23 protein-coding genes and 1 tRNA gene are annotated in these 20576 nt (G+C 73.8%); 9 read left to right on the forward strand and 15 right to left on the reverse strand.

The features are described 5' to 3' along the window. Positions 1 to 96 precede the first annotated feature (96 nt). Together ABD249_RS12815 and ABD249_RS12820 are read right to left on the reverse strand one after the other, a co-directional pair. A complete protein-coding gene (locus ABD249_RS12815) occupies positions 97 to 1125 on the reverse strand; it encodes an ABC transporter permease (RefSeq protein ID WP_344344174.1) in 1029 nt (342 codons plus the stop codon). Further along, positions 1122 to 2393, reverse strand: a complete 1272-nt coding sequence (locus ABD249_RS12820; protein WP_344344176.1) for an ABC transporter ATP-binding protein — start codon at positions 2391 to 2393, stop codon at positions 1122 to 1124. Before ABD249_RS12820 ends, ABD249_RS12815 begins: the two co-directional genes overlap by 4 nt. A gap of 133 nt (positions 2394 to 2526) precedes the next feature. On the opposite strand from ABD249_RS12820, the gene ABD249_RS12825 reads away from it, so the two are divergent. The 3 genes from ABD249_RS12825 (at position 2527) to ABD249_RS12835 (ending at position 5005) form a co-directional block, all read left to right on the forward strand. Beyond that, positions 2527 to 3414, forward strand: a complete 888-nt coding sequence (locus ABD249_RS12825) for an EamA family transporter (RefSeq protein ID WP_344344179.1) — start codon at positions 2527 to 2529, stop codon at positions 3412 to 3414. Positions 3415 to 3689: 275 nt separating this feature from the next. Continuing rightward, positions 3690 to 4100, forward strand: coding sequence for a hypothetical protein (locus ABD249_RS12830; RefSeq protein ID WP_344344181.1), 411 nt, complete (start codon positions 3690 to 3692; stop codon positions 4098 to 4100). Positions 4101 to 4267: 167 nt separating this feature from the next. Next, positions 4268 to 5005 (forward strand): MBL fold metallo-hydrolase, encoded by a 738-nt coding sequence (locus ABD249_RS12835; protein ID WP_344344183.1) that lies wholly within the window; start codon positions 4268 to 4270, stop codon positions 5003 to 5005. 163 nt (positions 5006 to 5168) lie between these two features. Here the strand turns inward: ABD249_RS12835 and ABD249_RS12840 are convergent, their stop codons facing one another. Continuing rightward, the gene (locus ABD249_RS12840; RefSeq protein WP_344344185.1) at positions 5169 to 5741 is read right to left on the reverse strand and encodes a DUF4352 domain-containing protein; all 573 of its coding nucleotides are present in this window, start codon (positions 5739 to 5741) and stop codon (positions 5169 to 5171) included. A 149-nt stretch (positions 5742 to 5890) separates the two neighbouring features. On the opposite strand from ABD249_RS12840, the gene ABD249_RS12845 reads away from it, so the two are divergent. Continuing rightward, positions 5891 to 7183: a sensor histidine kinase gene (locus ABD249_RS12845; RefSeq protein WP_344344186.1), complete on the forward strand. Its 1293-nt coding sequence runs from the start codon at positions 5891 to 5893 to the stop codon at positions 7181 to 7183. Further along, on the forward strand, positions 7152 to 7817 hold the full coding sequence (locus ABD249_RS12850) for a response regulator transcription factor (RefSeq protein ID WP_344344188.1): 666 nt from the start codon (positions 7152 to 7154) through the stop codon (positions 7815 to 7817). Before ABD249_RS12845 ends, ABD249_RS12850 begins: the two co-directional genes overlap by 32 nt. A gap of 37 nt (positions 7818 to 7854) precedes the next feature. Here ABD249_RS12850 and ABD249_RS12855 read toward each other — a convergent pair whose 3' ends face one another. Then, positions 7855 to 8397 (reverse strand): RBBP9/YdeN family alpha/beta hydrolase, encoded by a 543-nt coding sequence (locus ABD249_RS12855; RefSeq protein WP_344344190.1) that lies wholly within the window; start codon positions 8395 to 8397, stop codon positions 7855 to 7857. A gap of 82 nt (positions 8398 to 8479) precedes the next feature. Here ABD249_RS12855 and ABD249_RS12860 point away from each other — a divergent pair, with 82 nt between their 5' ends. Next, on the forward strand, positions 8480 to 8866 hold the full coding sequence (locus ABD249_RS12860; protein WP_344344192.1) for a VOC family protein: 387 nt from the start codon (positions 8480 to 8482) through the stop codon (positions 8864 to 8866). Between the two features lie 102 nt (positions 8867 to 8968). Here the strand turns inward: ABD249_RS12860 and ABD249_RS12865 are convergent, their stop codons facing one another. The 5 genes from ABD249_RS12865 to ABD249_RS12885 form a co-directional block, all read right to left on the reverse strand. Beyond that, positions 8969 to 9907, reverse strand: coding sequence for a permease prefix domain 1-containing protein (locus ABD249_RS12865; protein ID WP_344344194.1), 939 nt, complete (start codon positions 9905 to 9907; stop codon positions 8969 to 8971). 2 nt (positions 9908 to 9909) lie between these two features. Further along, on the reverse strand, positions 9910 to 10239 hold the full coding sequence (locus ABD249_RS12870) for a PadR family transcriptional regulator (RefSeq protein WP_344344196.1): 330 nt from the start codon (positions 10237 to 10239) through the stop codon (positions 9910 to 9912). Between the two features lie 119 nt (positions 10240 to 10358). Next, positions 10359 to 10940, reverse strand: a complete 582-nt coding sequence (locus tag ABD249_RS12875) for an antibiotic biosynthesis monooxygenase (protein ID WP_344344198.1) — start codon at positions 10938 to 10940, stop codon at positions 10359 to 10361. A gap of 117 nt (positions 10941 to 11057) precedes the next feature. Further along, a tRNA-Gly gene (locus tag ABD249_RS12880) sits at positions 11058 to 11131 on the reverse strand. 180 nt (positions 11132 to 11311) lie between these two features. Further along, positions 11312 to 12151 carry a TerC family protein gene (locus ABD249_RS12885; RefSeq protein ID WP_344344200.1) on the reverse strand — a complete coding sequence of 280 codons (840 nt, stop codon included), beginning with the start codon at positions 12149 to 12151 and terminating at the stop codon, positions 11312 to 11314. Positions 12152 to 12210: 59 nt separating this feature from the next. Here ABD249_RS12885 and ABD249_RS12890 point away from each other — a divergent pair, with 59 nt between their 5' ends. After that, positions 12211 to 12582: a hypothetical protein gene (locus ABD249_RS12890; protein WP_344344202.1), complete on the forward strand. Its 372-nt coding sequence runs from the start codon at positions 12211 to 12213 to the stop codon at positions 12580 to 12582. A gap of 6 nt (positions 12583 to 12588) precedes the next feature. Here ABD249_RS12890 and lplAB read toward each other — a convergent pair whose 3' ends face one another. The 6 genes from lplAB to ABD249_RS12920 form a co-directional block, all read right to left on the reverse strand. Beyond that, a complete protein-coding gene (gene lplAB / locus ABD249_RS12895) occupies positions 12589 to 13638 on the reverse strand; it encodes a lipoate-protein ligase LplAB (protein WP_344344204.1) in 1050 nt (349 codons plus the stop codon). Positions 13639 to 13700: 62 nt separating this feature from the next. Beyond that, entirely contained in the window at positions 13701 to 14276 is a 576-nt protein-coding gene (locus tag ABD249_RS12900; RefSeq protein WP_344344206.1) for a hypothetical protein, read from the reverse strand. A 171-nt stretch (positions 14277 to 14447) separates the two neighbouring features. Continuing rightward, complete coding sequence (locus ABD249_RS12905; RefSeq protein ID WP_344344208.1) at positions 14448 to 15359, reverse strand: alpha/beta fold hydrolase; 912 nt, start codon at positions 15357 to 15359, stop codon at positions 14448 to 14450. Positions 15360 to 15576: 217 nt separating this feature from the next. Beyond that, entirely contained in the window at positions 15577 to 16263 is a 687-nt protein-coding gene (locus ABD249_RS12910; protein WP_344344210.1) for a copper homeostasis protein CutC, read from the reverse strand. Between the two features lie 354 nt (positions 16264 to 16617). After that, complete coding sequence (locus ABD249_RS12915) at positions 16618 to 18111, reverse strand: MFS transporter (protein ID WP_344344211.1); 1494 nt, start codon at positions 18109 to 18111, stop codon at positions 16618 to 16620. 208 nt (positions 18112 to 18319) lie between these two features. Then, entirely contained in the window at positions 18320 to 18676 is a 357-nt protein-coding gene (locus ABD249_RS12920; RefSeq protein ID WP_344344212.1) for an A1S_2505 family phage non-structural protein, read from the reverse strand. A gap of 121 nt (positions 18677 to 18797) precedes the next feature. Between ABD249_RS12920 and ABD249_RS12925 the strand changes: the two genes are divergently transcribed. Then, positions 18798 to 19298, forward strand: a complete 501-nt coding sequence (locus tag ABD249_RS12925) for an SRPBCC family protein (RefSeq protein WP_344344214.1) — start codon at positions 18798 to 18800, stop codon at positions 19296 to 19298. Positions 19299 to 19432: 134 nt separating this feature from the next. After that, on the forward strand, positions 19433 to 20576 hold a 1144-nt coding region (locus ABD249_RS12930; protein ID WP_344345099.1), incomplete at its 3' end, for an LLM class flavin-dependent oxidoreductase.

Raw genomic sequence — 20576 nt, forward strand, 5'->3', positions numbered from 1 at the left:
TCCCCGAGGTGCGAGCACCTCCCCCACCCGCTCCCCGAGGTGCGAGCACCTCCCCCACCCGCTCCCTGAGGTGCGAGCGGAGCGAGCCTCGAAGGGCTAGGCGATGCGGCTGCCCGCCGCGAGCCGCTTCGACGGCGCCCGCGTGCGCACGATCGCGGCACCGACGAGCGTGCCCGCGAGCGCGAGATGGATGGCGAGGCCGACGAACCAGCTCGGCACGCCCTCGTCGTAGACGTCCTGCGCCTCGTAGGACCCGTCCACGAAGGCGTCGGAGCACGACGGCCACGTGGGCGGCTGCTGCGCCTGCCGCACGAGCAGCGACACGGCGCTGAAGGCGTCGTCTGGGCTGCCGTAGAGGCCGAACGACGGCGGGATCGCGTCCGACAGCACGACGTACGGGTTCGCCGCGAGCAGCCACCACACGGCATCCGGGCGCGGCTGCGTCATCTCGATCGGCTGGCCCAGCTCGCAGCTCGACGTGCCGTCCTCCGAGTACTCCCACATGGGGCTCGCGATGGTGCGCGTCTCCTGCACGACGAGCGTGCCGATGCCGAACGCGATCGGCGTGCCCACGCTGAGCGCGGCGATGACGAGGTACGTCGTGACGATCGAGAACACGGGCGTGCGCACGATGCCCGACAGCCCCACGCCGATCGCGGAGGTCACGCCGATCTCGAGCACGAGGATGACGAGGCCGATCGCGACCGCCTCGGGGCGCAGGCCGCCGAGCAGCACGGACGCGAGGAGGAAGGGGGCCGTGACGACGAGGAAGCCGAGCGAGGCGATCCACGTCGCGAGCAGCTTGCCGAGCACGAGCTGGGTCGACGTCACCTGCGTGAGCTGCGTCGCGGCCAGCGTGCCGGCGTCCCGCTCGCCGTTGATCGCGGCGCCGCACAGGGCGGGCGTCACGAGCGTCGCCACGAGCAGCACGAGGAACAGCACCGTGGAGAAGATGATGCCGCCGACCTCCGCGGGGGTCGAGGACAGGCCGGCGTACAGCACGAGGATGACGGCGCCGGTGATGAGCCCGACGACGCCGAGCAGCACGTACCAGGCGACGCTGCGCACGCGCTGGCGCAGCTCGAGCTGCACGACGACGGCGAGCAGTCCCATCCAGCCGGTCATCGCACGCCCCCTCGCTGCTGGACGCGGCCCGGGGCGGGCAGCCCCGGCGCGCCGGTCTGGCCGCTCAGGCCGAGGAAGGTGCGCTCGATGTCGCCCACCGTGGGCGCGAAGTGCACGATGGGCACGCCGGCGGCGACGAGCCGCGCCAGCAGGTCGGCCGCGTGCGCGTCGGCGTCGATGACGACCGTCGTCGACGGCCCCTCCACGCGGATGCGGTCGATCGCCACGCCGATGCGGCCGAGGGCGAGCGACAGCGCCGCCGGATCGAGGGAGCGGATGCGCCACGTCGTCGACGAGCCGCGCGCGCTCGCGAGCCGGTCGCCCGAGACGGCCTCGCCCGCCTCGACGAACACCGACGCGTCGGCGACCTCGTCGAGCTCGCCGAGGTCGTGGCTCGACACGAGCACGGTGCAGCCGTCGGTCGCGAGGTCGCGCAGCAGCCCGCGCAGCTGCACGCGGGAGGCGGGGTCGAGACCGGCGGCCGGCTCGTCGAGGAGCAGGACGCGCGGGCGGTGCACGAGCGCCCGGGCGAGGCCGAGGCGCTGCTGCTGCCCGCGCGACAGCACGCGGCTCGGCCGGTCGGCGAGCTGCTCGAGCCCGACGACGGCGACGAGCTCGTCGGCGCGGGCGCGGGCGACGTGCGTCGGCATGCCGTGCAGGCGCCCCATCATGCGCAGCACGACGCGCGGGCTGAGCGTGCGCCACGTGCCGAGCACGTCGGGCATCCAGCCGAGGACGCGCCGCGCGACGCGCGGGTCGGCGATCGGGTCGACCCCGCCGATGCGGATGCTGCCCGCGTCGGGCGCGAGCAGCGACGCGAGCATGAGCAGCAGCGTCGTCTTGCCGGCGCCGTTCGGGCCGATGAGCGCCGTGACGCTGCCGGGCGCCGCCGTGAACGTCATGGAGCGGACGGCCTGCACCGAGCCGAACGCGCGGCGCACGTCGACGACCTCGATGCCGGCCGTGGCGGAGGACGTGGGTGCGTGCGTGGGGCTGCCGGCGTGGTCGGTCGAGGGAGCGGTCGGGTTGGGGATCGAGGCCGACCCAGCGGACGCCTGTGGATGCGCGGAGGCCTGCGACTGCGCTCCGACGGGCGCCGTCGCGGCTTCGGCCGGGGCATGCCAGCGCGGCTCGCGAGCGACGGGTGCGGGGCTCGGATCGGGCCGATGGGGCTGATCGGTCGTGGCGCGCGGCGGGCTCTGGCCGGGCCGACCGGGCTCGTCCGGCGAGGAGCGCGGCGGGCTGGGCGTCGTCTCCTCGGGCGGCATGCAGCCGAGCGTAGGTGGGGCTGCTGGACGTCCGCGTCCTCCCTGCGGACGACGCGACGTCCCCTGCGCGAGCGCGGCGTCGTGGCGCGTGCGCGGCGGATGCCCCCGCATCCCCTAGCGTCGGATGGTGCGCATGGACAGGCGGGGCGGGATCGGCATCGGCCTCGTGCTCGCCGGCATCTGCTCGGTGCAGTCGGGCGCCGCCGTGGCGAAGCTCCTGTTCGACTACCTCGACCCCGCGGCCGTCACGTGGCTGCGGCTCGGGTTCGCGTCGCTGATCCTGCTCGCCATCTCCCGGCCGCGCATGCGGTCGTGGGATCGCCGCACGTGGCGCGCGGTCGTGCTGCTGGGCGTGGCGCTCGCCGGCATGAACCTGCTCTTCTACCTCGCGGCCGACCGCATCCCCCTCGCCCTCGCGGTCACGTGCGAGCTCGTCGGTCCGCTGGTGCTCGCGCTCGCGCTGTCGCGGCGATGGGTGGATGCGCTGTGGGTGCTGCTCGCGGGCGCGGGCGTCGCGATCATCGGCGCGCAGTCGCTCACGGGCGCGCTCGACGCGATCGGCGTGCTGCTCGCGATCGCGGCGGGCGCGTGCTGGGCGGGCTACATCATGTCCTCGCATGCCGTGGGCGAGCTCGTGCCGGGCGTCGGCGGGCTCACGGCGGCCATGTGCATCGCGGCGATCGTGACGACGCCGTTCGGCGCGGTGCAGGCGGTCGAGGGCGTCGTGGCGCAGCCGTGGCTGCTGCTGCCCGCGCTCGGCGTCGCGATCCTGTCGAGCGCCATCGCGTACGCGTTCGAGCTCGCGGCGCTGCGTCGCATCCCGCCACGGGTGTTCGGCGTGCTCATGTCGCTCGAGCCCGTCGCGGCCGGCGTCTTCGCGCTGCTCATCGTCGGCGAGCTCATCGGCGGCATCGAGGTGGTGGCGCTCGGCATCGTCGTGGCCGCGTCGATCGGCGTCGCCCTGACGGCGTCGAGGACGCCGCCGGTCACCCCCGACACCGCGCCGATCGTCCAGCAGTAGGCGGCACGGCGAGGCGCCGTGCAGCAGCAGCGGACGGCGGATCCATCGCGCCACGCGGGCGGCGAGCGACCCTCGCGACGTGCGAGCCGCAGACCCCGTTGCGAGGTACCCATCTCGTTGCGAGGTACCGACGTCGCTCCCGAGTACGCATCCCGCGCTGCGAGGTACCCCGCTCGCGAGGTACGCCGACGACGGCACCCGATGACGAGATGCGTCCCTCGCAACGGGGCCCCACGGAGGCGGCGGGCGGCGGGCCGACGCGAGAGCATGGAGGGGTGGACGACGAGATCGAGCGGCTGCGACGGGGCGACCTGCCGCCGATCATCCGCGTGCCGCTGCCCGAGCGGATCGAGCTCGACGACGCGTCGGACGCCGTCGCCGACGCCGACGCCGCCGCCGCCGCCGCGCACGCCGAGCGCCCCCCGTACGCGGCGATCGTCGGCACGGTGCTGCTCGCGGTGCTCGCCTGCATCCCGCATCTCGTCGCACCGTCGATCGCGCTGATCGTCGCGCTCATCGCCGCCCCGCTGTCGTGGAGCATGCACCGCATCTCCGCCGGTCGCCGTCGCCGCGCCTACGTCGCGCTCGCCGGCACCCTCGCGCTCGTCGCCGTGCTCGCGATCGCCGCGCCGCTCGTGTGGATCGAGCTCGGCGTCGTGACGTGGCCGACGCTTCCCTTCGGCTGAGCCCGGCCCGCCGCCTTCGAGGCGGGAGCGTGTCCCGCAGCGGGAGCATGCGCCGCAGGAGCACCTGCTCGGACGGGAGGCGCATTCCGAGCACCTCCCCTACCAGGAGCACCCAGGGCACCGCCACGGCGTCCCACCGCCGACACGGTGCGACGTACCGTCGCCGAATGCTGCACAGGGATCAGGCCCCGGGCGTCCACCGGCTCACCGTCGCCCACACGAACATGTACCTCGTCGAGACCGACGACGGCATCCTGCTCGTCGACGCGGGGCTGCCCGGCTTCTGGCAGCCGCTGCAGCGCGCGCTCGCCGCGATCGGCAGGCATCCGGAGGACGTGGAGGGCGTCGTGCTCACCCACGGCCACTTCGACCACGTCGGCCTCGCCCGGCGCATCCGCACCCGCTGGGGCGTGCCCGTGTGGGTGTCGGCGGGCGACGCGAGCCTCGCCGCGCATCCCTACTCCTATCGACCCGAACGGGCTCGCCTGCTCTACCCGCTGCGGCATCCGCGCGGGCTCCCCGCGCTCGCGGCGATGGCCGGCGCCGGCGCCCTCGGCGTGCGCGGCGTGCGCGACGCCCGCGTGATGGAGGCCGGGGAACGCCTGCCGGGCGACCCGACGATCGTGCCGACCCCCGGGCACACGGCCGGCCACGTCTCGCTGCTGCTGCCCGATCGCGACGCCCTCATCGTCGGCGACGCGCTCGTGACGCTCGACCCGTACACGGGCGCGACCGGCCCGCAGATCGTCGCCCAGGCGGCGACGGCCGACAGCTCGCAGGCGCTGCGCTCGCTCGACGCGCTCGCGGCGACCGACGCCAGCGTCGTGCTCACCGGCCACGGCGATCCGTGGCGCGACGGCATCGGCGCCGCGGTGGAGGCTGCGCGGGCGGTCGGCGCGCACTGAGCGCGGCGGGGCTGCGAGCTCGCGCGCACCCATGGATGAGGCGGCGAGCACCCCGCACCCACGGCGGGCGGGCGGCGAGCTCCCGCCCACGCACGGATGGCGGCCGCTACCCGCGCACGCACGAGAGGGCGGCGCCGCAGCGCCGCCCCCTCGTGCGCGACGGTCAGAGCGTGACGGTGACGGTCTCGCCGCCGAACAGCCCGCCCGTGAAGGTCACGGCCGTGGGCGTCGTGCCGTCGGGCACGTCGAAGTACACCGGGCCCGTGAGCGCGATGCCGGGGTTCACGTCGCCGAGCGGGATGGCCGTGTCGTCGTAGACGCCGGCCACCGTGTCGGCCGAGTACTCGGCCCCGTTCGCGTCGACGATCGCGACCGAGTCGCTCGAGAGGAACTGCGCCTCGTTCGACGTGTTCACGATCGTCACGGTCACGGGGACGTAGACGCCCTGCGCGGGGGTCGACAGCGCGCCCGCGCCCACCGCCTCCTGGGCGGCGCCCACCGACACGACGGTGAAGTCCCAGCCGTTCGACGACACGACCTGGCCGACGCCGGGCTGCGCCTCCTCGGCGGGCGCCGCGGTCTCCACCGCCTGGTCGGTCGCGGCGGGAGCGGGCTCGGCCGGCGAGCCCGAGCCGGCGGTGGATGCGCCGGCGCAGCCCACGAGGGCGAGCGCGGCGACGACGATGGGGGCGGCCGCGGCGAGGCGGCGGGCGATGGTGCTGGATGCGGTGTGCATGGGATGGTCCCTCCTGGTCGGTGACCAGCGTGCGATGCGAGGGCGGTCGGCCGGCAGGCCGTCACGGGCGGCGTCGGCGACCGGATCGGTCGTGGTTCGCGACCGGCGCGACGCGGTGGGGCGTGGGCGGCCGCGGCTAGCATGCGGACGTGTCCGTGCCCCTCGCTCCCTCCCGCAGTCGCCGTGCGCTGCGCGTCGCCGCGTTCGTCGTGACGTCGACGCTCGGCGTCGTGGCGATCGCGCTCGTGGCGACGCTGTCGGTCGCGGCGGTGCCCGGGGCGACGCAGCCCGCAGCAGGCAGGCTCGAGATCACCGGCATGGGCGTGGTGCTCTGGCTCGGCGCCATCGTCGTCGCCTGCTCGTTCCTCGCACGGAGGCGGCTGCCGTGGGTCGCGCTCGCCGGCGCCGCCGTCCTCGTGCTCGCGCTGCAGCTCGACGGCACCGCCGCCATCCTCGTGCTCGGCAGCGTGCTCGCGCACGTGCGCGGGCGCATCCGCTGGGTGCAGGCGGGCATCGCCGCGGCGCTCGTCGTCGTCGCGGTCGTGCGCGACGCGCTGCGCGGCGCCGACGGCGTCGTGCCCTTCCTCCTGCCCCGCGAGGCGCCGGCGACGGCCGTGGCGCTCTCGATCGTGCTCGCCGGCACGGGGCTCGTGCTCGCGGTCGCCTACGGCCTCATCGTGCGCGCATCGACGCGCGCACGCCGCGCCGAGGTCGACGCCGAGCGCTCCGAGCACCGCGCGGGGGCGCTCGCCGAGCGGCTCGACGTCGTCGACCGCCGCGCCGAGCTGTCGCAGGCCATGCACGACGGCGTCGCCCGCACCCTGACGCACGTGCACCTGCAGGCCGCCGTGCTGCGCGACCAGGCCGACCTCACGCCGCACGCACGGGCCACGGCCGACGAGCTCGTCGCCCAGGCGCGCAGGGCGTCGATCGAGCTGCAGGACGTGCAGCGCGCGATCGAGGCCGACTTCGGGCCGCAGGCGCCCGGCGGCATGCTGCCCGAGCGCGGCCTCGCCGACGCCGTCGCGCTCGTGCACGATGCCCGAGCCGCCGGCCACCGCATCGACGCGGGCATCGTGCTCACCGGCACGTCGCCGCTCACGCCCGCGATCGACCGCACGGCGTACTGGATCCTCAGCGAGGCGCTCACGAACGCCGCGAAGCACGCGCCGCCAGCCGACGTCATCGCCGTCACCGTCTCGGGCGACGAGCGCGCCGGCATCCGCATCGTCGTCGAGAACGCCGTGGGCGACGGATCGGCCGTGGGCTCGGGCACGGGCGTCGCCCGCATGCGGTCGCAGGCGGTCGCAGCGGGCGGATCGCTGTCGGCGGGGGCGGACGAGCGCGGCCGCTTCCGCGTCGAGGCCCGGCTCCCATGGGCGGGCCCGGGCGCCGACCTAGGATCGGTGCGTGCCCACCAGGATCGCGATCGTCGAGGATGACGCGTTCGTCGTGGATGCGCTGCGGCAGCTGATCGCACGCGTGCCCGGCTACGAGGTCGTCGGCCAGGCGTCCGCTCCGCGCGAGGTCGCGCCGCTCGTGGCCGCGCACTTCCCCGACGTGCTGCTCGTCGACGTGCGGCTGCGCGAGGGCAGCGGCATCGCCGCCGTCGAGGCGCTGCGGCGCTCGGCGGCGTCGCGCGCCCGCGTCGTGTTCATGACGGCGCAGCTCGACGACCGCATCGTGCGCGACGCGCTCGAGGCCGGCCTCGACGGCTTCCTGCACAAGTCCGACCTGTCGGATCGCTGGCAGGACGCGGTCGACGCCGCCGTGCGGGGCGAGGTCGTGCTCTCCCCCATCGTCGGCGCCTTCATCGCCCGCCAGTCGGCGAACCCGCACCGGCTCGCCGAGCGCCGTCGGGTCGAGGCTGCGGTCGCGTCGCTGTCGGATGCGGATCGCGCGGTGCTGCGCCTGCTGCCCGAGGGCCTCACGATCCCCGACCTGGCGCGTGCGCTCCACGCGGGCCAGACGGGCGTGAAGCAGTCGCTCGGCCGCATCCAGGCGGCGTTCGGCGTCGAGAACCGCATGCAGGCGGCGTCGCTCGTCGTGCGCCACGGCGTGCTCGACGCCGGCTGAGGCGCCGCGGGCTGGGCCGGACTCCGGCGTCGCCGGATCAGTCGTCGAGCATCGCCAGCACGGCGTCGCGGGCGGCGGGCAGCGTCGTCCAGCCCTCGCGGTCGAGGAAGTGGCCGCCGCCCGCCACCGTGACGACCTCGACGCCGAGCGTCGCAGCCACGCGCGCCGACAGCGCCGGCGGGACGATGGGGTCGTCGTCGCTCGCGATGACGACGACCGGCACGTCGCCGAGGTCGGGGATGGCGGGCAGCGCCGCGAGGGCGGCGTCGACGCCGGGCACCGCGGGCACGGGCTCCCAGAAGGGGGCGACGAGCACGACGCCGCGGATGCGCGCGCGGTCGACGTCGGCGACCGCGAGGAGCGCCGCGACCGTGCCGAGCGAGTGGCCCACGACGAGCACGTCGTCCTCGTCGCCGAGCGCCGCCCGCGTCGCGTCGACCCACGCATCCCGTCGCGGCGCCTCCGTCCCGGGCAGCGCCGGGATGATCGTCTGCGCCCGATCGCCCACCTCGTCGGCGAGCCACGAGAACCAGTGCGAGGCGGGTGAGGCGCCGTAGCCGTGCAGGATGACGAGTCGCATGACGGATCCAACCACCATCGACGGAGACGATTCCCGATAGCGTCGCGACGGGGCGACGATGCCCGCGAGCGAGGAGGCTCCCGTGCGACACCATCACGTGCAGGTCGCGATGCCGGTCGGCGGCGAGGACGAGGCCCGCCGGTTCTGGCGCGACACCCTGGGGCTGACCGAGGTGCCGAAGCCCGAGCCGATGGCCGCGCGAGGCGGCTGCTGGTTCCGCGCCCATGACGACGACGGTGCCGTCGTCGTCGAGATCCACGTCGGCCGCGAGGACCCGTTCGTGCCGGCGCGCAAGGCGCATCCGGCGATGATCGTGCCGTCGATCGGCGAGCTCGAACGGCTCGGTGCCGCCATCGAGGCCGGTGGCTTCGAGGTGGTCTGGACGGACCGGCTGACCTTCCCCGGCTACGAGCGGTTCCACTGCTTCGACGGCTTCGGCAACCGCGTCGAGGTGCTCGCCGCCGCCTGACGCCGTCGCCCTCCGCCGCGTGACGTGGCCCGTCCGACGCGGCCCGCCCGACGCGACGAGGCCGCCCGCGCACCATGCGCGGACGGCCTCGTCCCGATCGGATCAGGCGCGCTGCGCCTTGCGGGCCCGCAGGAACCCGTCGACGACGTTCCACGCGGTGCCCACCACGAGCACGACGATCGCGATCGCGCCGGCGACCGGGGCGACGCCCCACGTCTCGAGCCGGTCGGCGAGGCGCTCGCTGAGCACGAGCCCCGCGGCGACCAGCCCGACGAGCAGCGTGCCCGTCGCGAGCGAGACGATGGCGTTCGCGACCGCGATCCGCCGCGTCCATGCTCCGCTGCGCGATGCCGCGAGCTGCGGCGCGGACTGCGCGACGAGCACCGCGACGAGCAGCACGAGCACGAGCGGCGACGACGTCAGGGCCGGCCCCGCCTCGCCGTCGAGGACGACGAAGCCGACGAGCCGATCCCACAGGAGGGCGCCGATGGCGATGGCGATCGTCACGGCGCTCGCGATGGTCTCGCCCGCCGTGCCCCCGCGCGGCACGAGCCGCGGCAGCCGCTCCGGCGTCCACGGCTGCATGGGCGTCGCGGCACCGGCGCGATCGACGACCGCGAAGGCCAGCGTCGTCCAGAACGCGACGTGCAGGCCGATCTGCATGAGGGTCGTGATGCCGGTGGCGATGATCGTGCCGGCGGCCTCGCCGGTGAGCGCGTCGATGAGGACGGCCCCGATGGTGCCGAGCGGCACGACGATCCACAGCAGCATCACGAGCGTGCGACGCCACTGCAGGTAGACGCGCGGCCCGACGAGCGTGAGCGGGCGCCCCGCGTAGGAGGCGGCGAGCGCGGCGGGGTCGCCGAGCTCGACGAGCACGGCGCGCTCCGCGTCGGTCGTGGGCTCGCCGGCGTCGATGCGGGCGTCGACCTGGTCGTGGATGGATGCCTCGAGCTCGGCCGCGACGTCGGTGCGGGCGTCCTCGGGCACGGAGCGCACGACGGCGGCGACGTAGCGCTGGGTCAGGGTGGTGTCGGACATGCTCAGCCCTCCTTGGGCAGTGCGGCGATCGCTCCTGCGATCGCGTCGAAGTCGGTGGTGAGGGTGTCGACGAGCGCGGTGCCCGCCTCGGAGGTGCGGTACATCTTGCGCGGGCGGGCCTCGTCGGTGTTCCACTCGCTCACGAGGTAGCCCTGCTTCTCGAGCCGTCGCAGCAGCGGATAGAGGGTGTTGGCGTCCACGGGGAAGCCGTGCGCGGCGAGCGCGTCGAGCAGGCCGTAGCCGTGCCCGGGCGTCGTGAGCAGCGAGAGGCTCGCGAGCACGATCGTGCCGCGCCGCAGCTCCTGCCGGTGACCTTCGACGTTCTCGTCCATGTCGAGCACGTTACTGTGTCAGACACACCATAGTCAAGGACACAGCGATGTGCGGGCGGCATAACGAAGGGCGCCGCCCGGTCGGCGGCGCCCTTCGGAGGCTTCGGAGACGGCGCGGGTCAGTCGCGCCCGGCGAGCAGCCACGGACGGAACAGGCGCGTGACGGCCGGCAGCACGAAGCCGACCATGATCGGCGTGAGCACGAGGCTCGTCACGAGCAGGCGCAGCACGACGGGCACCTCCGTGAAGCCCGGGATGAGGCCGAGCAGCAGCGTCACGAGCACGTTGACGGGGAAGAACCCGAGCCACACGACGACGCCCTGCTTCCACCGGGGCGGCACGGGCTCTGCGGCGCGCACCTCCACGCGGTCGCCCGGCACGCCCTCCCCGGCTGCGGAGTCGAACCATCCCTCGATGCCGCTGCGACGCTCGACGCTCGCCTCGCGCGCGAAGTCCGCGCCCGCGTCGATCCACAGGCGCCGCTCGTCGCTCGCCTCCCACGCGTGCAGGTTCGCGGCGCTGTCGAACCGGTAGAGCATGTGCCAGGTGTCGCTGCCCGGCCGCACCTGCACCCATCCCGAGCCGAGGAAGCCGCGATGCGTGTGCGCGAGGTCGATGCCCTGCCGCACCCAGCTGAGGGCGTAGCGCTGCTTCGACGGATCGACCTGGCGCTCGATGGCGACGGTGATGGGCTCGGACATGGCATCCCCTCGTGACGGCTGGGCCTCGACGGCGGACGCGAGCCGCAGGAGGGTGTGCCGAGCGGATGCGACCGCGTCGTCAGTCGGAGCCGGAGCGGTGCACGCGCCGGAGCCGAGTGGAGGGGATGACGGGAATCGAACCCGCGCTGGGTGCTTGGGAAGCACCAGTTCTACCATTGAACTACATCCCCCGGAACGCCGCCCGAGGGCAGCGAAGCCATCGTACGGCACGCCGCCCGCCTGCGTCTCGCAGGCGATCCGAGGGTGGCGAGGGAGCATCCCCCTCGCGTCCCCGCGATCGCCTGCGAAGCGGAGACCCGAGCCTGCGAGGCGCAGACCCTGGCCTAGGGAGCGCAGACGTGGGCCGGGCGCTACGCCTTCGGCGTCGGCTCTGCGGTCGTGGCCTTCGACGAGCGGGCGAGCGCCTCGCGCTCCTCCTCGACCGTGTAGCCCGAGTGCAGGCGCACGGCCTCCGACGTCGCGGCCTCCGCGCGCTTGCGCTTGCGGGCCGCGTAGGCGAGGTTGAGCACCTCGACGAGGATCGCGAACGCCATCGGGCCGTAGATGAGGGCCTTGTCGATGTGGACCTCGAAGCCCTCGGCGATGAGGAACGCGCCGATGAGCACGAGGAACGCGAGCGCGAGCATCTTCACGGTCGGGTGGTTGTTGACGAAGGTGAAGATGTGCTTGGCGGCGACGAGCATGATGCCGAACGACAGCACGACGACGGTGATGATGAGGATGATGTTGTCGGTCATGCCGACGGCGGTGATGACCGAGTCGAGCGAGAAGACGAGGTCGAGCGCGAGGATCTGCGCGATGACCGCGCCGAACGTCGCCTTGGCGGCGGCGCCCGCGCCGTGGTCGTCGGCGCCCTCGAGCTTGTGGTGGATCTCGGTGACCGCCTTGTAGAGCAGGAACGCGCCACCGAGGATCAGGATGACGTCCTTGCCGGAGAAGCCCATCCCGAGGACCTCGAAGAGGTCGTTCTGCAGGGTGATGATCCAGCCGGCGAGGCAGACGAGCAGCACGCGCATGACCATCGCGAGCGTGAGCCCGAGGGTGCGCGCCTTCGCCTGCTGCTCGACGGGCAGCTTGGCCGCGAGGATCGAGATGAAGATGACGTTGTCGACGCCGAGGACGACCTCGAGCACGAAGAGGGTGAGGAACACCGCGATCAGGTCGGGGGTGAACTCGAAGGAGAGGTCCATGCCACGATCCTGGCCGAAGATCGCTGGGAACGCGCAGGCGCGCCTGCCACGATGACCCGATGAGCATGCCGCCCCCGCCGGGACCTCCGCAGCAGCCGCGCTGGTTCGCGCCGCCGCAGCAGTTCCAGCCCGTGCCGGATGCGATGCTCGCGTCGCAGCGCTCGCCCCGCGTCGCACGGCGAGCGCTCATCTGGTCGATCGTCGCGATCGTCGTGTCGACGCTGCCGGTGCTCGGGCTCTTCACCATCGCCGCGGCCATCCCGGCGCTGCAGATCGCGATCGCCGCACGGGTGCAGCGGCTCGCCGGCGGCGGCATGGCGATCTGGGCGATCGTGCTGTCGATCGCAGCGATGCTGGGCTCGATCGTGTGGACGATCGTCTGGTTCGTGGTCTTCGTGACGCTCGTGACGGGCGGCTCCGCGGGCGCCTGATCGCGGCTACGGCACGCGGTGCAGCCAGGTCTCCGTCGAGAACTTCGACTCGACGAGGTCCTCGGCAGCGGCGAGCTCGTCGTCGCGCAGCGTGCCGTCGGTCGCGTTCGTGAGCCTGCGGAACGTCGCCTTCAGCGCATCCTGCACGGCGTCGCGCGCCATGCCCGTCTGCGAGCGCAGGGGGTCGACGCGCTTCTTCGCGCTCGTCGTGCCCTTGTCCGACAGCTTCTCGCGGCCGATGCGCAGCACCTGCACCATCTTGTCCGCGTCCATGTCGTACGACATCGTCGCGTGGTGCAGCACGCCGCCCGAGCCGAGGCGCTTCTGCGCGGCGCCGCCGATCTTGCCCTGCGGCGAGGTGATGTCGTTCAGGGGCGCGTAGCTCGCGTCGATGCCAAGGCCCTGCAGCGCCTCGATGACCCACGTGTCGAGGAAGGCGTACGAGTCGGCGAAGCTCATGCCCTGCACGAGGTCGGCGGGCACGTACATCGAGTAGGTGATGGCGTTGCCCGGCTCGGAGAACATCGCACCGCCGCCGGAGATGCGACGGATGACGGGGATGCCGAAGCGCTCGGCGCTCTCGGGGTCGACCTCGTTGCGGTACGACTGGAACGAGCCGATGTAGACGGCGGGGCCCGAGAGGTTCCAGAAGCGCAGCGTCGGCCCGCGGCGGCCCTCGCCGACCTCGTTCGCGAGCACCTCGTCGAGCGCGACGTGCAGGATCGGCAGCCGCGGCTCGTCGTCGATGACCTCCCACGCGTAGTCCGCGAACGACGTCGCGCGAGCGAGCGCTCGCCGCACGGCGACGCCGACGGCCTCGGGCGTGAGACCCAGCATCGTCACGCCCTCGGGGAGGCCCTCGCGGATGGCGGCGCCGATCTCGGCCGCCGTCGCGGTCGCGGGCAGGCCGAGCACGGCGGCGTCGATCTGCTCGAGCGCCTCGTCGGGCTCGAGGAAGAAGTCGCCCGAGAGGCGGAACGCCGTGATGCGCTCATCGCTCGCCTCCACGTCGACGACGACGAGCTTGCCGCCGGGGACCTTGTACTCGCCGTGCATCGCGTGCCTCCTCGACTGCGTGGGACCGACTCCCAGCCTAGGCGCGACGGCGTGCGAGGCGCTCAGTCGCGGTCGGGGTGGACGAACGCTCGGATCGGGTCGTCGGCAGGGTCGCGGGCAGGGTCGGATGCTGCTGGGCCGGGGCCGGGGCCGCCCTCGCGCCGGGACACGCTCGGCTCGGGCACGGCGTGGTCGCCCTCGCGCCAGTGCACCTCGTGCGCGCGGAACGCGAGGCCGAGCATGAGGGCGCCGATGGCGAGGCCGATCGCGACGGCGAGCGGCCGAGCGCCGTCGGGCAGGATCGGCACGCCGAGCCCCGCCGCCGCGACGATCGCGCAGACGACGAGCCCCGCGGCGACGCCGCGCACGAGGGTGCGCCGCGAGGGGCGCCGGCCGCGGGCGAGCACGAGCGTGCCACCGCCCATCAGGCCGCCGACGGCGCCGAGCATCGCCGCGACGCCGACGACGAGGATCGCGAGCGGCACCGAGTCGACGACGACGACCGACGCGGCCGCGCCGGGCGTCAGCTCGACGACCGCGACGAGCAGTGCGCCGCCGACGACGCCGCCGAGCACGTTCCAGCCGAGGAGGGCCGGCGCCGCGATGCGCCAGGCCCGCGCGTGCGGTGCCTCGTCCATGCGCCCATGGTCCTCCTGCGAGCCCGCGTCGCCCGGCACATCCGCATCCGCGCGTCGTGTCGGGGTACGGCGCGGGCGGCTGCGGCCCGGCGACCTGGTCGCGGTGCGGGTCGGCGGGCGCCCTCGCGGGTGGGTGCCGGGCGGGAGCCGCTCGGCGCGGTGCGGTGGAGGCTACGGCGCGGGCGTCGAGCTGCGCCCGAGCAGTCCCCTGCGCTCGGGCACGAGGTGCGCGTCGAGCCACGACGTCACATCCTCGAGCACCTTCGACTTCGTGATCTCGTTGAAGATCTCGTGGCGGGCGCCCGGGTAGACGCGCAGCGAGACGTCGGTGAGGCCCGACCGCTCCTCGTAGGCGCGCACGAGCCTGCGCGCAGAGGCCTCGCCGCCGAGCGTGTCGTCGGAGCCGACGGCGACGAGCAGCGGGATGTCGATGCCGAGCGAGCGCGCGGGCACGCCCAGCAGGCGCGCGGTCTCGAGCGGCCCGAAGAGCCGGATGACGTCGGCGGGGAAGGTGAGCGGGTCGGCGGCGAACGCCTCCTGCACCGCCGGATCGCGCGAGAGCCACTCGAACCCGGTGTCGCCGAGGTGCTTGTGGCGCGCGTTGAGGTCGCCGGCCGCCATCCATCCCGGGAGGCGGTACGCGGTGCCCGTCAGTACGGCGGCGTCGATGAGCGGCGCGTGCCGGTTGAGGAAGCGCTGCATCGTGAGCGAGCCCCACGAGTGGCCGATGACCGCGAGCGGCAGGTCGGGGTGCTCGCCGCGCAGCCGCTTCACGAGCGAGACGACGTCGCCCACGACCGCCGCGCCGCCGCCGGCGCCGAGCCGGCCGAGACGCGATGCGTCGCCCGCCCACTGCTCGAGGCCCGTGGCTCCGTGGCCGCGCTGGTCGAGCGCCGCGACGCCGTAGCCCGCGTTGACGAGATGCTGCGCGACGTGCTCGTAGCGCAGGGCGTGCTCGCCGACGCCGTGCACGATGAGCACGATCGCCTTGGGCTTGCCGGGCATCCACGTGTACCAGTGGATCGTGACGCCCTGGAGGTCCACGAACGTGTGGTCCTGCCGGATGACGGCGAACTTGGGCACCTGCCACCTCCGAATGCTCCGGCGTGCAGCGTACCCCCCACCCAGCCCGTGCGCGCAGCCGAGGCGCGGCGCGGGGCACGCGTGCGCCCCGATCGAGGCATTCTCGGATGCGTCGGCGCTCGGTGGAGCAGGGCTCCGCGAGGGCCTCGGTCGACGTCGCGACCCGCCGCCCCGGCGACCTCGACGCCCCACGGCGTCGCCTCGGGCGCCGGACCGGTCAGCGTGCGATGCGCGCGAGGATCGCCGCGTCGGTGCGATGCCGCGCGCCGAAGCCGGCGTCGGGCGCGGCGAGCGTGCGCGCCGAGAGGTGGACGTCGGCGATGCCCGTGGCCGCGACGAGCTCGCCGATGCGCTCGGGACGGATGCCGCCGCCCGCCATGACCGTGATGCGACCATCCGCCGCGGCGACGGCGCGGGCGATGCGCTCGGCGCCCTCGTGCGCCGAGTCGGCGCCGCCGGACGTCAGGATGCGGTCGGCCCCGATCGCGACGAGGTCGGCGACGTTCGCCTCGACGTCGTCGCGCACGTCGAAGCCGCGGTGCGCCACGAGCGTCCGCTCCCCCGCGAGCTCGCGGAGTCGCCGCATGGCGTCGAGGTCGAAGCGTCCGTCGGCGAGCAGCGGGCCGACGACGATGCCCGCGGCGCCGGCTGCGAGCACGAGCTCGGCGTCGCGCAGGGCGAGCGCGAGCTCGTCGGCGTCGACGACGAAGTCGCCGGGTCGCGAGCGCAGCAGCACGTGCACGCCCATCCCGTCGGCTGCGGCGACGGCGTGCTCGACGAGCGCGAGCGACGGCGTGAGGCCGCCGACCTCGAGCGCGACGCACAGCTCGACCCGGTCGGCACCCGCCGCCTTCGCGACGCGCACGCCCTCGACGTCCGACACGGCGACCTCGAGCTGCAGCATGCCTCCAGCCTGCCGCACCTCGCGTCGCGCGCGGCGTCGGGTCGCTGCCGCATCCCGAGGCGCTGGCCGCGGCGTGGGCGCAGCGACGAGTCGAGTGGTCGCTGTTGCACCTCCGGAGGCCCGTTCGAGGTGCAACCGTGACCAGTCCCGGTGCAACGGTGACCAGTCGGGGAGCAACCGTGACCAGTGCCGGTGCAACGGTGACCAGTCGGGGTGCGATCGTGACCAGTCAGGGTGCAGACGTGACCAGTCCGGGCTTGGCGGCGGTGGACGGATCGGGGCGTGAGACGTCACGACCCCGGCCGGTCGCCTCTCGCGGCGGCCGGTCGGGGTCCAGGACGGCTGGGCCGGGCGTCAGCCCCGCGCGGTGACCACCGGCATCTGCGACGTGTCGATGCGCGGGTCGGAGTCCTGGCGCTCGACGACCGCCTCGGCCTCCTCGCGCGTCTCGACCGCGGGCACCGAGCCGATGAGGGGGCGCTGCGCCGACTCGCGCATCGTGAGCATCGCGACGCCGCCGAGCGCTGCGAAGAACATGATGTAGAACGCCGGCATGTACGTGTTGCCCGTGAGCTCGATGAGCCCCTGCGAGAACAGGGGCGTCGTGCCGCCGAAGAGCGACACCGCGAGGTTGTAGGCGATGCCCATCGCCCCGAAGCGCGTCGCGGTCGGGAAGAGCGCCGGCAGCGCGGAGGCCGAGATGGCGACGTAGAACGCGACGGGGATGGCGACCATCGCGAGCGCGATGAAGACCGCCCACTCCTCGCCGATCTGCATGATGGCGAACGCGGGCACCATGAGCACGAGCGTCGAGATCACGGCGATGCCATAGACGGGCTTGCGGCCGATGCGATCCGACAGCCGCCCGATGAGGGGCAGACACGCGGACATGAGGATGAGCACCGGCACGGTCGCGACGGCGGCCATGAGGTTCGACACGCCCACCTCGCTCTCGAGGTACGTCGGCATGTAGCTCGTGAGCGCGTAGCCGGCGCTGTTCGTCGCGGCGACGAGCGCGATCGCGATGAGGATGGGGCGCCAGTGGTGGCGGACGATGCCGACGATGCCGTGGCGGGCCAGCGGGTCGCCCGGATCCTTGCGCGTCGACTTCGCCTGCTCGGCGACCTCGAACGACGGGGTCTCGGGGATGCGCAGGCGGAACCAGATGGCGACGGCGCCGAGCGGGATCGCGATGAGGAACGGGATGCGCCAGCCGTACTCGAGCATGGCGTCGGGGCCCGAGATCGCCTGGGTCGCGAGCGTCGTGAGCGCCACGACCGACGCGCCGGCGGCGAAGCCGACGTACGACCCGACGTCGAGCCACGACGCCCAGAAGCCGCGCGAGCGGTCAGGCGAGAACTCGGTGACGTACGTCGTGGCACCGGCGTACTCGCCGCCGGTCGAGAAGCCCTGCACCATCTTCAGCAGGTACAGCGGCACGATCGCCCACAGGCCGATCTGCGCCGACGTCGGCAGCACGCCGATGAGCGCCGTGGCCGTGGCCATCATCGCCATGGTGAAGAAGAGCACCTTCTGCCTGCCGATGCGGTCGCCGAGCGGCCCGAGCACGAGCCCGCCGAGCGGGCGCACCATGAACGAGATCGCGAATCCGAGCAGGGTGACGAGGAGGCCCCATGGATCGGGCAGGTCGGCGGTGAAGACCGCGGCGAGCGTGACCGTGAGGTAGCCGTAGATGCCGAAGTCGAACCACTCCATGAAGTTCCCGACGACGGTGCCCGAGATGGCGGTGCGGACCTTCCTCCGCTCGACGACGATGACGTCGGCGACCTCGAGCCGTCCGGTCGGGGGTGACGAGCCGTCCGGCTCCGTGCGCTGCTGCGTGCTCATGCGGGGTCCTTCCACTGGTGCGGCGCGCGCGACGCGGATGGCCTCCGCGAGCGGGCGCACAGGGGTGCGGTGGTGCGACGCTACCCCTCTTCGTCCCCCGCTGCATGGATTTGCGGGGGCCGACGCTTCGTGCTGCGGCCCGCCACGACGGCCGTCGCGACCGTCTCCCGGGCTCGGCGGGCCGACGCCGCCAGCCGCACGGAAGGCCTCAGAGCAGGTCGGCGAACTCCGGCGGCAGCACGACGTTCGGCGGCGCCGACGCGAGCAGCGGGGCGATCTCGTGGGCCTGGTAGCCGGCGATGCCGGTGCCGATCGGCGTGACGAGGAAGCGCAGCTCGGGATGCTCGGAGGCGAACCGCAGGAAGGCGGCGACGCGATCCGCGAGCACCTCGGGCCCGCTCATCGTGTCGATGGCGTACGACTGCCCGTGCAGCCCGTCGCCCTCGCCCCACACCGCCCCGAAGCGCTCGGCTGCCGTGCGCGCCGCCCCTGCTGCGTGGGCGCCGTCGGCGTTCGACCCGAAGACGAAGACCTCGTCGGGGCCGAGCTCGGTGATGGGCTGCATCGCGTCCTCCTGCATGCTCGTGGGCCCGCGTGGATGCGACGGTAGCGGGCGCGCACCGCGTCCGCGACCCCGTGGCGCCGCGGTCGGCGGACGCTCGGGGAGGCCCTGGGATGCTGGCCGCATGCCGCAGGTCGCCGTCGAGACATGGGTGCCCGTCGAGCCGCGGATCGCCTTCGCCGTCTCGCAGACGACGGGCGAGGTGCGGCTCCGATGGGATCCGTTCGTGCGCAGCCAGCGCCTCGTGGGCGCGGACCGCCCCGCGAAGGGCGTGCGCACGCTGACGCGCACGCGCATCGGCCTCGGCATGGTGAGCGAGTACGCCGCGTATCGCCCGCCGACCTCGGTGGGCATGACGATGGTGCGCGGCCCGTGGTTCCTCGCCGGCTTCGGCGGCGGATGGCGGTTCGTCGACGACGTGCACGACGGCATCGCCGGCACGCGTGCGACGTGGAAGTACACGTACACGGTGCGTCCGCGCTGGATCCGCCGGATCGCCGAGCCCATCGGCCAATGGCTCCTCGGCCGGGAGATCCGCGCCCGCATCGACGCGTTCGCGGCCGCGTGCGGCGATCCCGTCGTGCTCGCCGCGGCCGAGGCCGACCTCGCGAGCGACGCGTCCTGACGCGCTGGATGGCGCGACGCGCCCGGGCCGCACGCGCCCCGGCACCGGGAATGCCTCCCGCCCGGCGTGGTTAGATTGCTTCAGATTCGAAATACTTGGATCGGCAGACCACACAGGAGGCGGCCATGAGCAGCATGCAGTTCGGCATCTTCACGGTGAGCGACATCACCCGCGACCCCACGACGGGTCGCACGCCCAGCGAGGCCAAGCGCATCCAGGACGTCGTGACGATCGCGAAGAAGGCGGAGGAGGTCGGGCTCGACGTCTTCGCGCTCGGCGAGCACCACAACCCGCCGTTCTTCTCCTCCAGCCCCACCACGACCCTCGCGTACATCGCCGCGCAGACCACGCGCCTGCAGCTGTCGACGGCCACGACGCTCATCACCACGAACGACCCGGTGAAGATCGCCGAGGACTACGCGATGCTGCAGCACCTCGCCGAGGGCCGCGTCGACCTCACGCTCGGCCGCGGCAACACCGGCCCCGTCTACCCGTGGTTCGGCTACGACATCCGCGACGGCCTGTCGCTCGCGATCGAGCACTACGACCTGCTGCGCCGCCTGTGGCGCGAGCCGGTCGTGAACTGGACCGGAAAGCACCGCACGCCGCTCACCGGCTACACCTCGACGCCCGCCCCGCTCGACGGCGTCGCGCCGTTCGTGTGGCACGGCTCGATCCGCACGCCGCAGATCGCCGAGCAGGCCGCGTACTACGGCGACGGCTTCTTCCACAACAACATCTTCTGGAACAAGGAGCACACCCAGCAGATGGTGGAGCTCTACCGCCGCCGCTTCGAGCACCACGGCCACGGCGCCAAGGAGGAGGCGATCGTCGGCCTCGGCGGGCAGATCTTCATGGCCGAGACGGAGTCCGAGGCCAAGCGTCGCTTCCGCCCCTACTTCGACGAGGCCCCGGTGTACGGCCACGGCCCGAGCCTCGAGGACTTCACCGACCAGACGCCGCTGACGGTCGGCACGCCCGAGCAGGTCATCGAGAAGACGCTGTCGTTCCGCGACTACGCGGGCGACTACCAGCGCCAGCTCTTCCTCATCGACCACGCGGGCCTGCCGCTCGAGGTCGTGCTCGACCAGCTCGAGATGCTCGGCCGCGAGGTCGTGCCGGTGCTGCGCGCCGAGTTCGACCGTCTGCGCGCCCCGGGCGTGCCCGACGCCCCGACGCACGCGTCGCTCGTCGCCGCCCGCGACGCGGCAGCCGCCGCCGAGACGGCCACCGGCGCCGTCGTGCGCGACGACGTCGACACCGCCGCGGCGATCTCGC

It is taken from the genome of Agrococcus versicolor (assembly GCF_039531815.1).
GTDB lineage: Bacteria > Actinomycetota > Actinomycetes > Actinomycetales > Microbacteriaceae > Agrococcus > Agrococcus versicolor.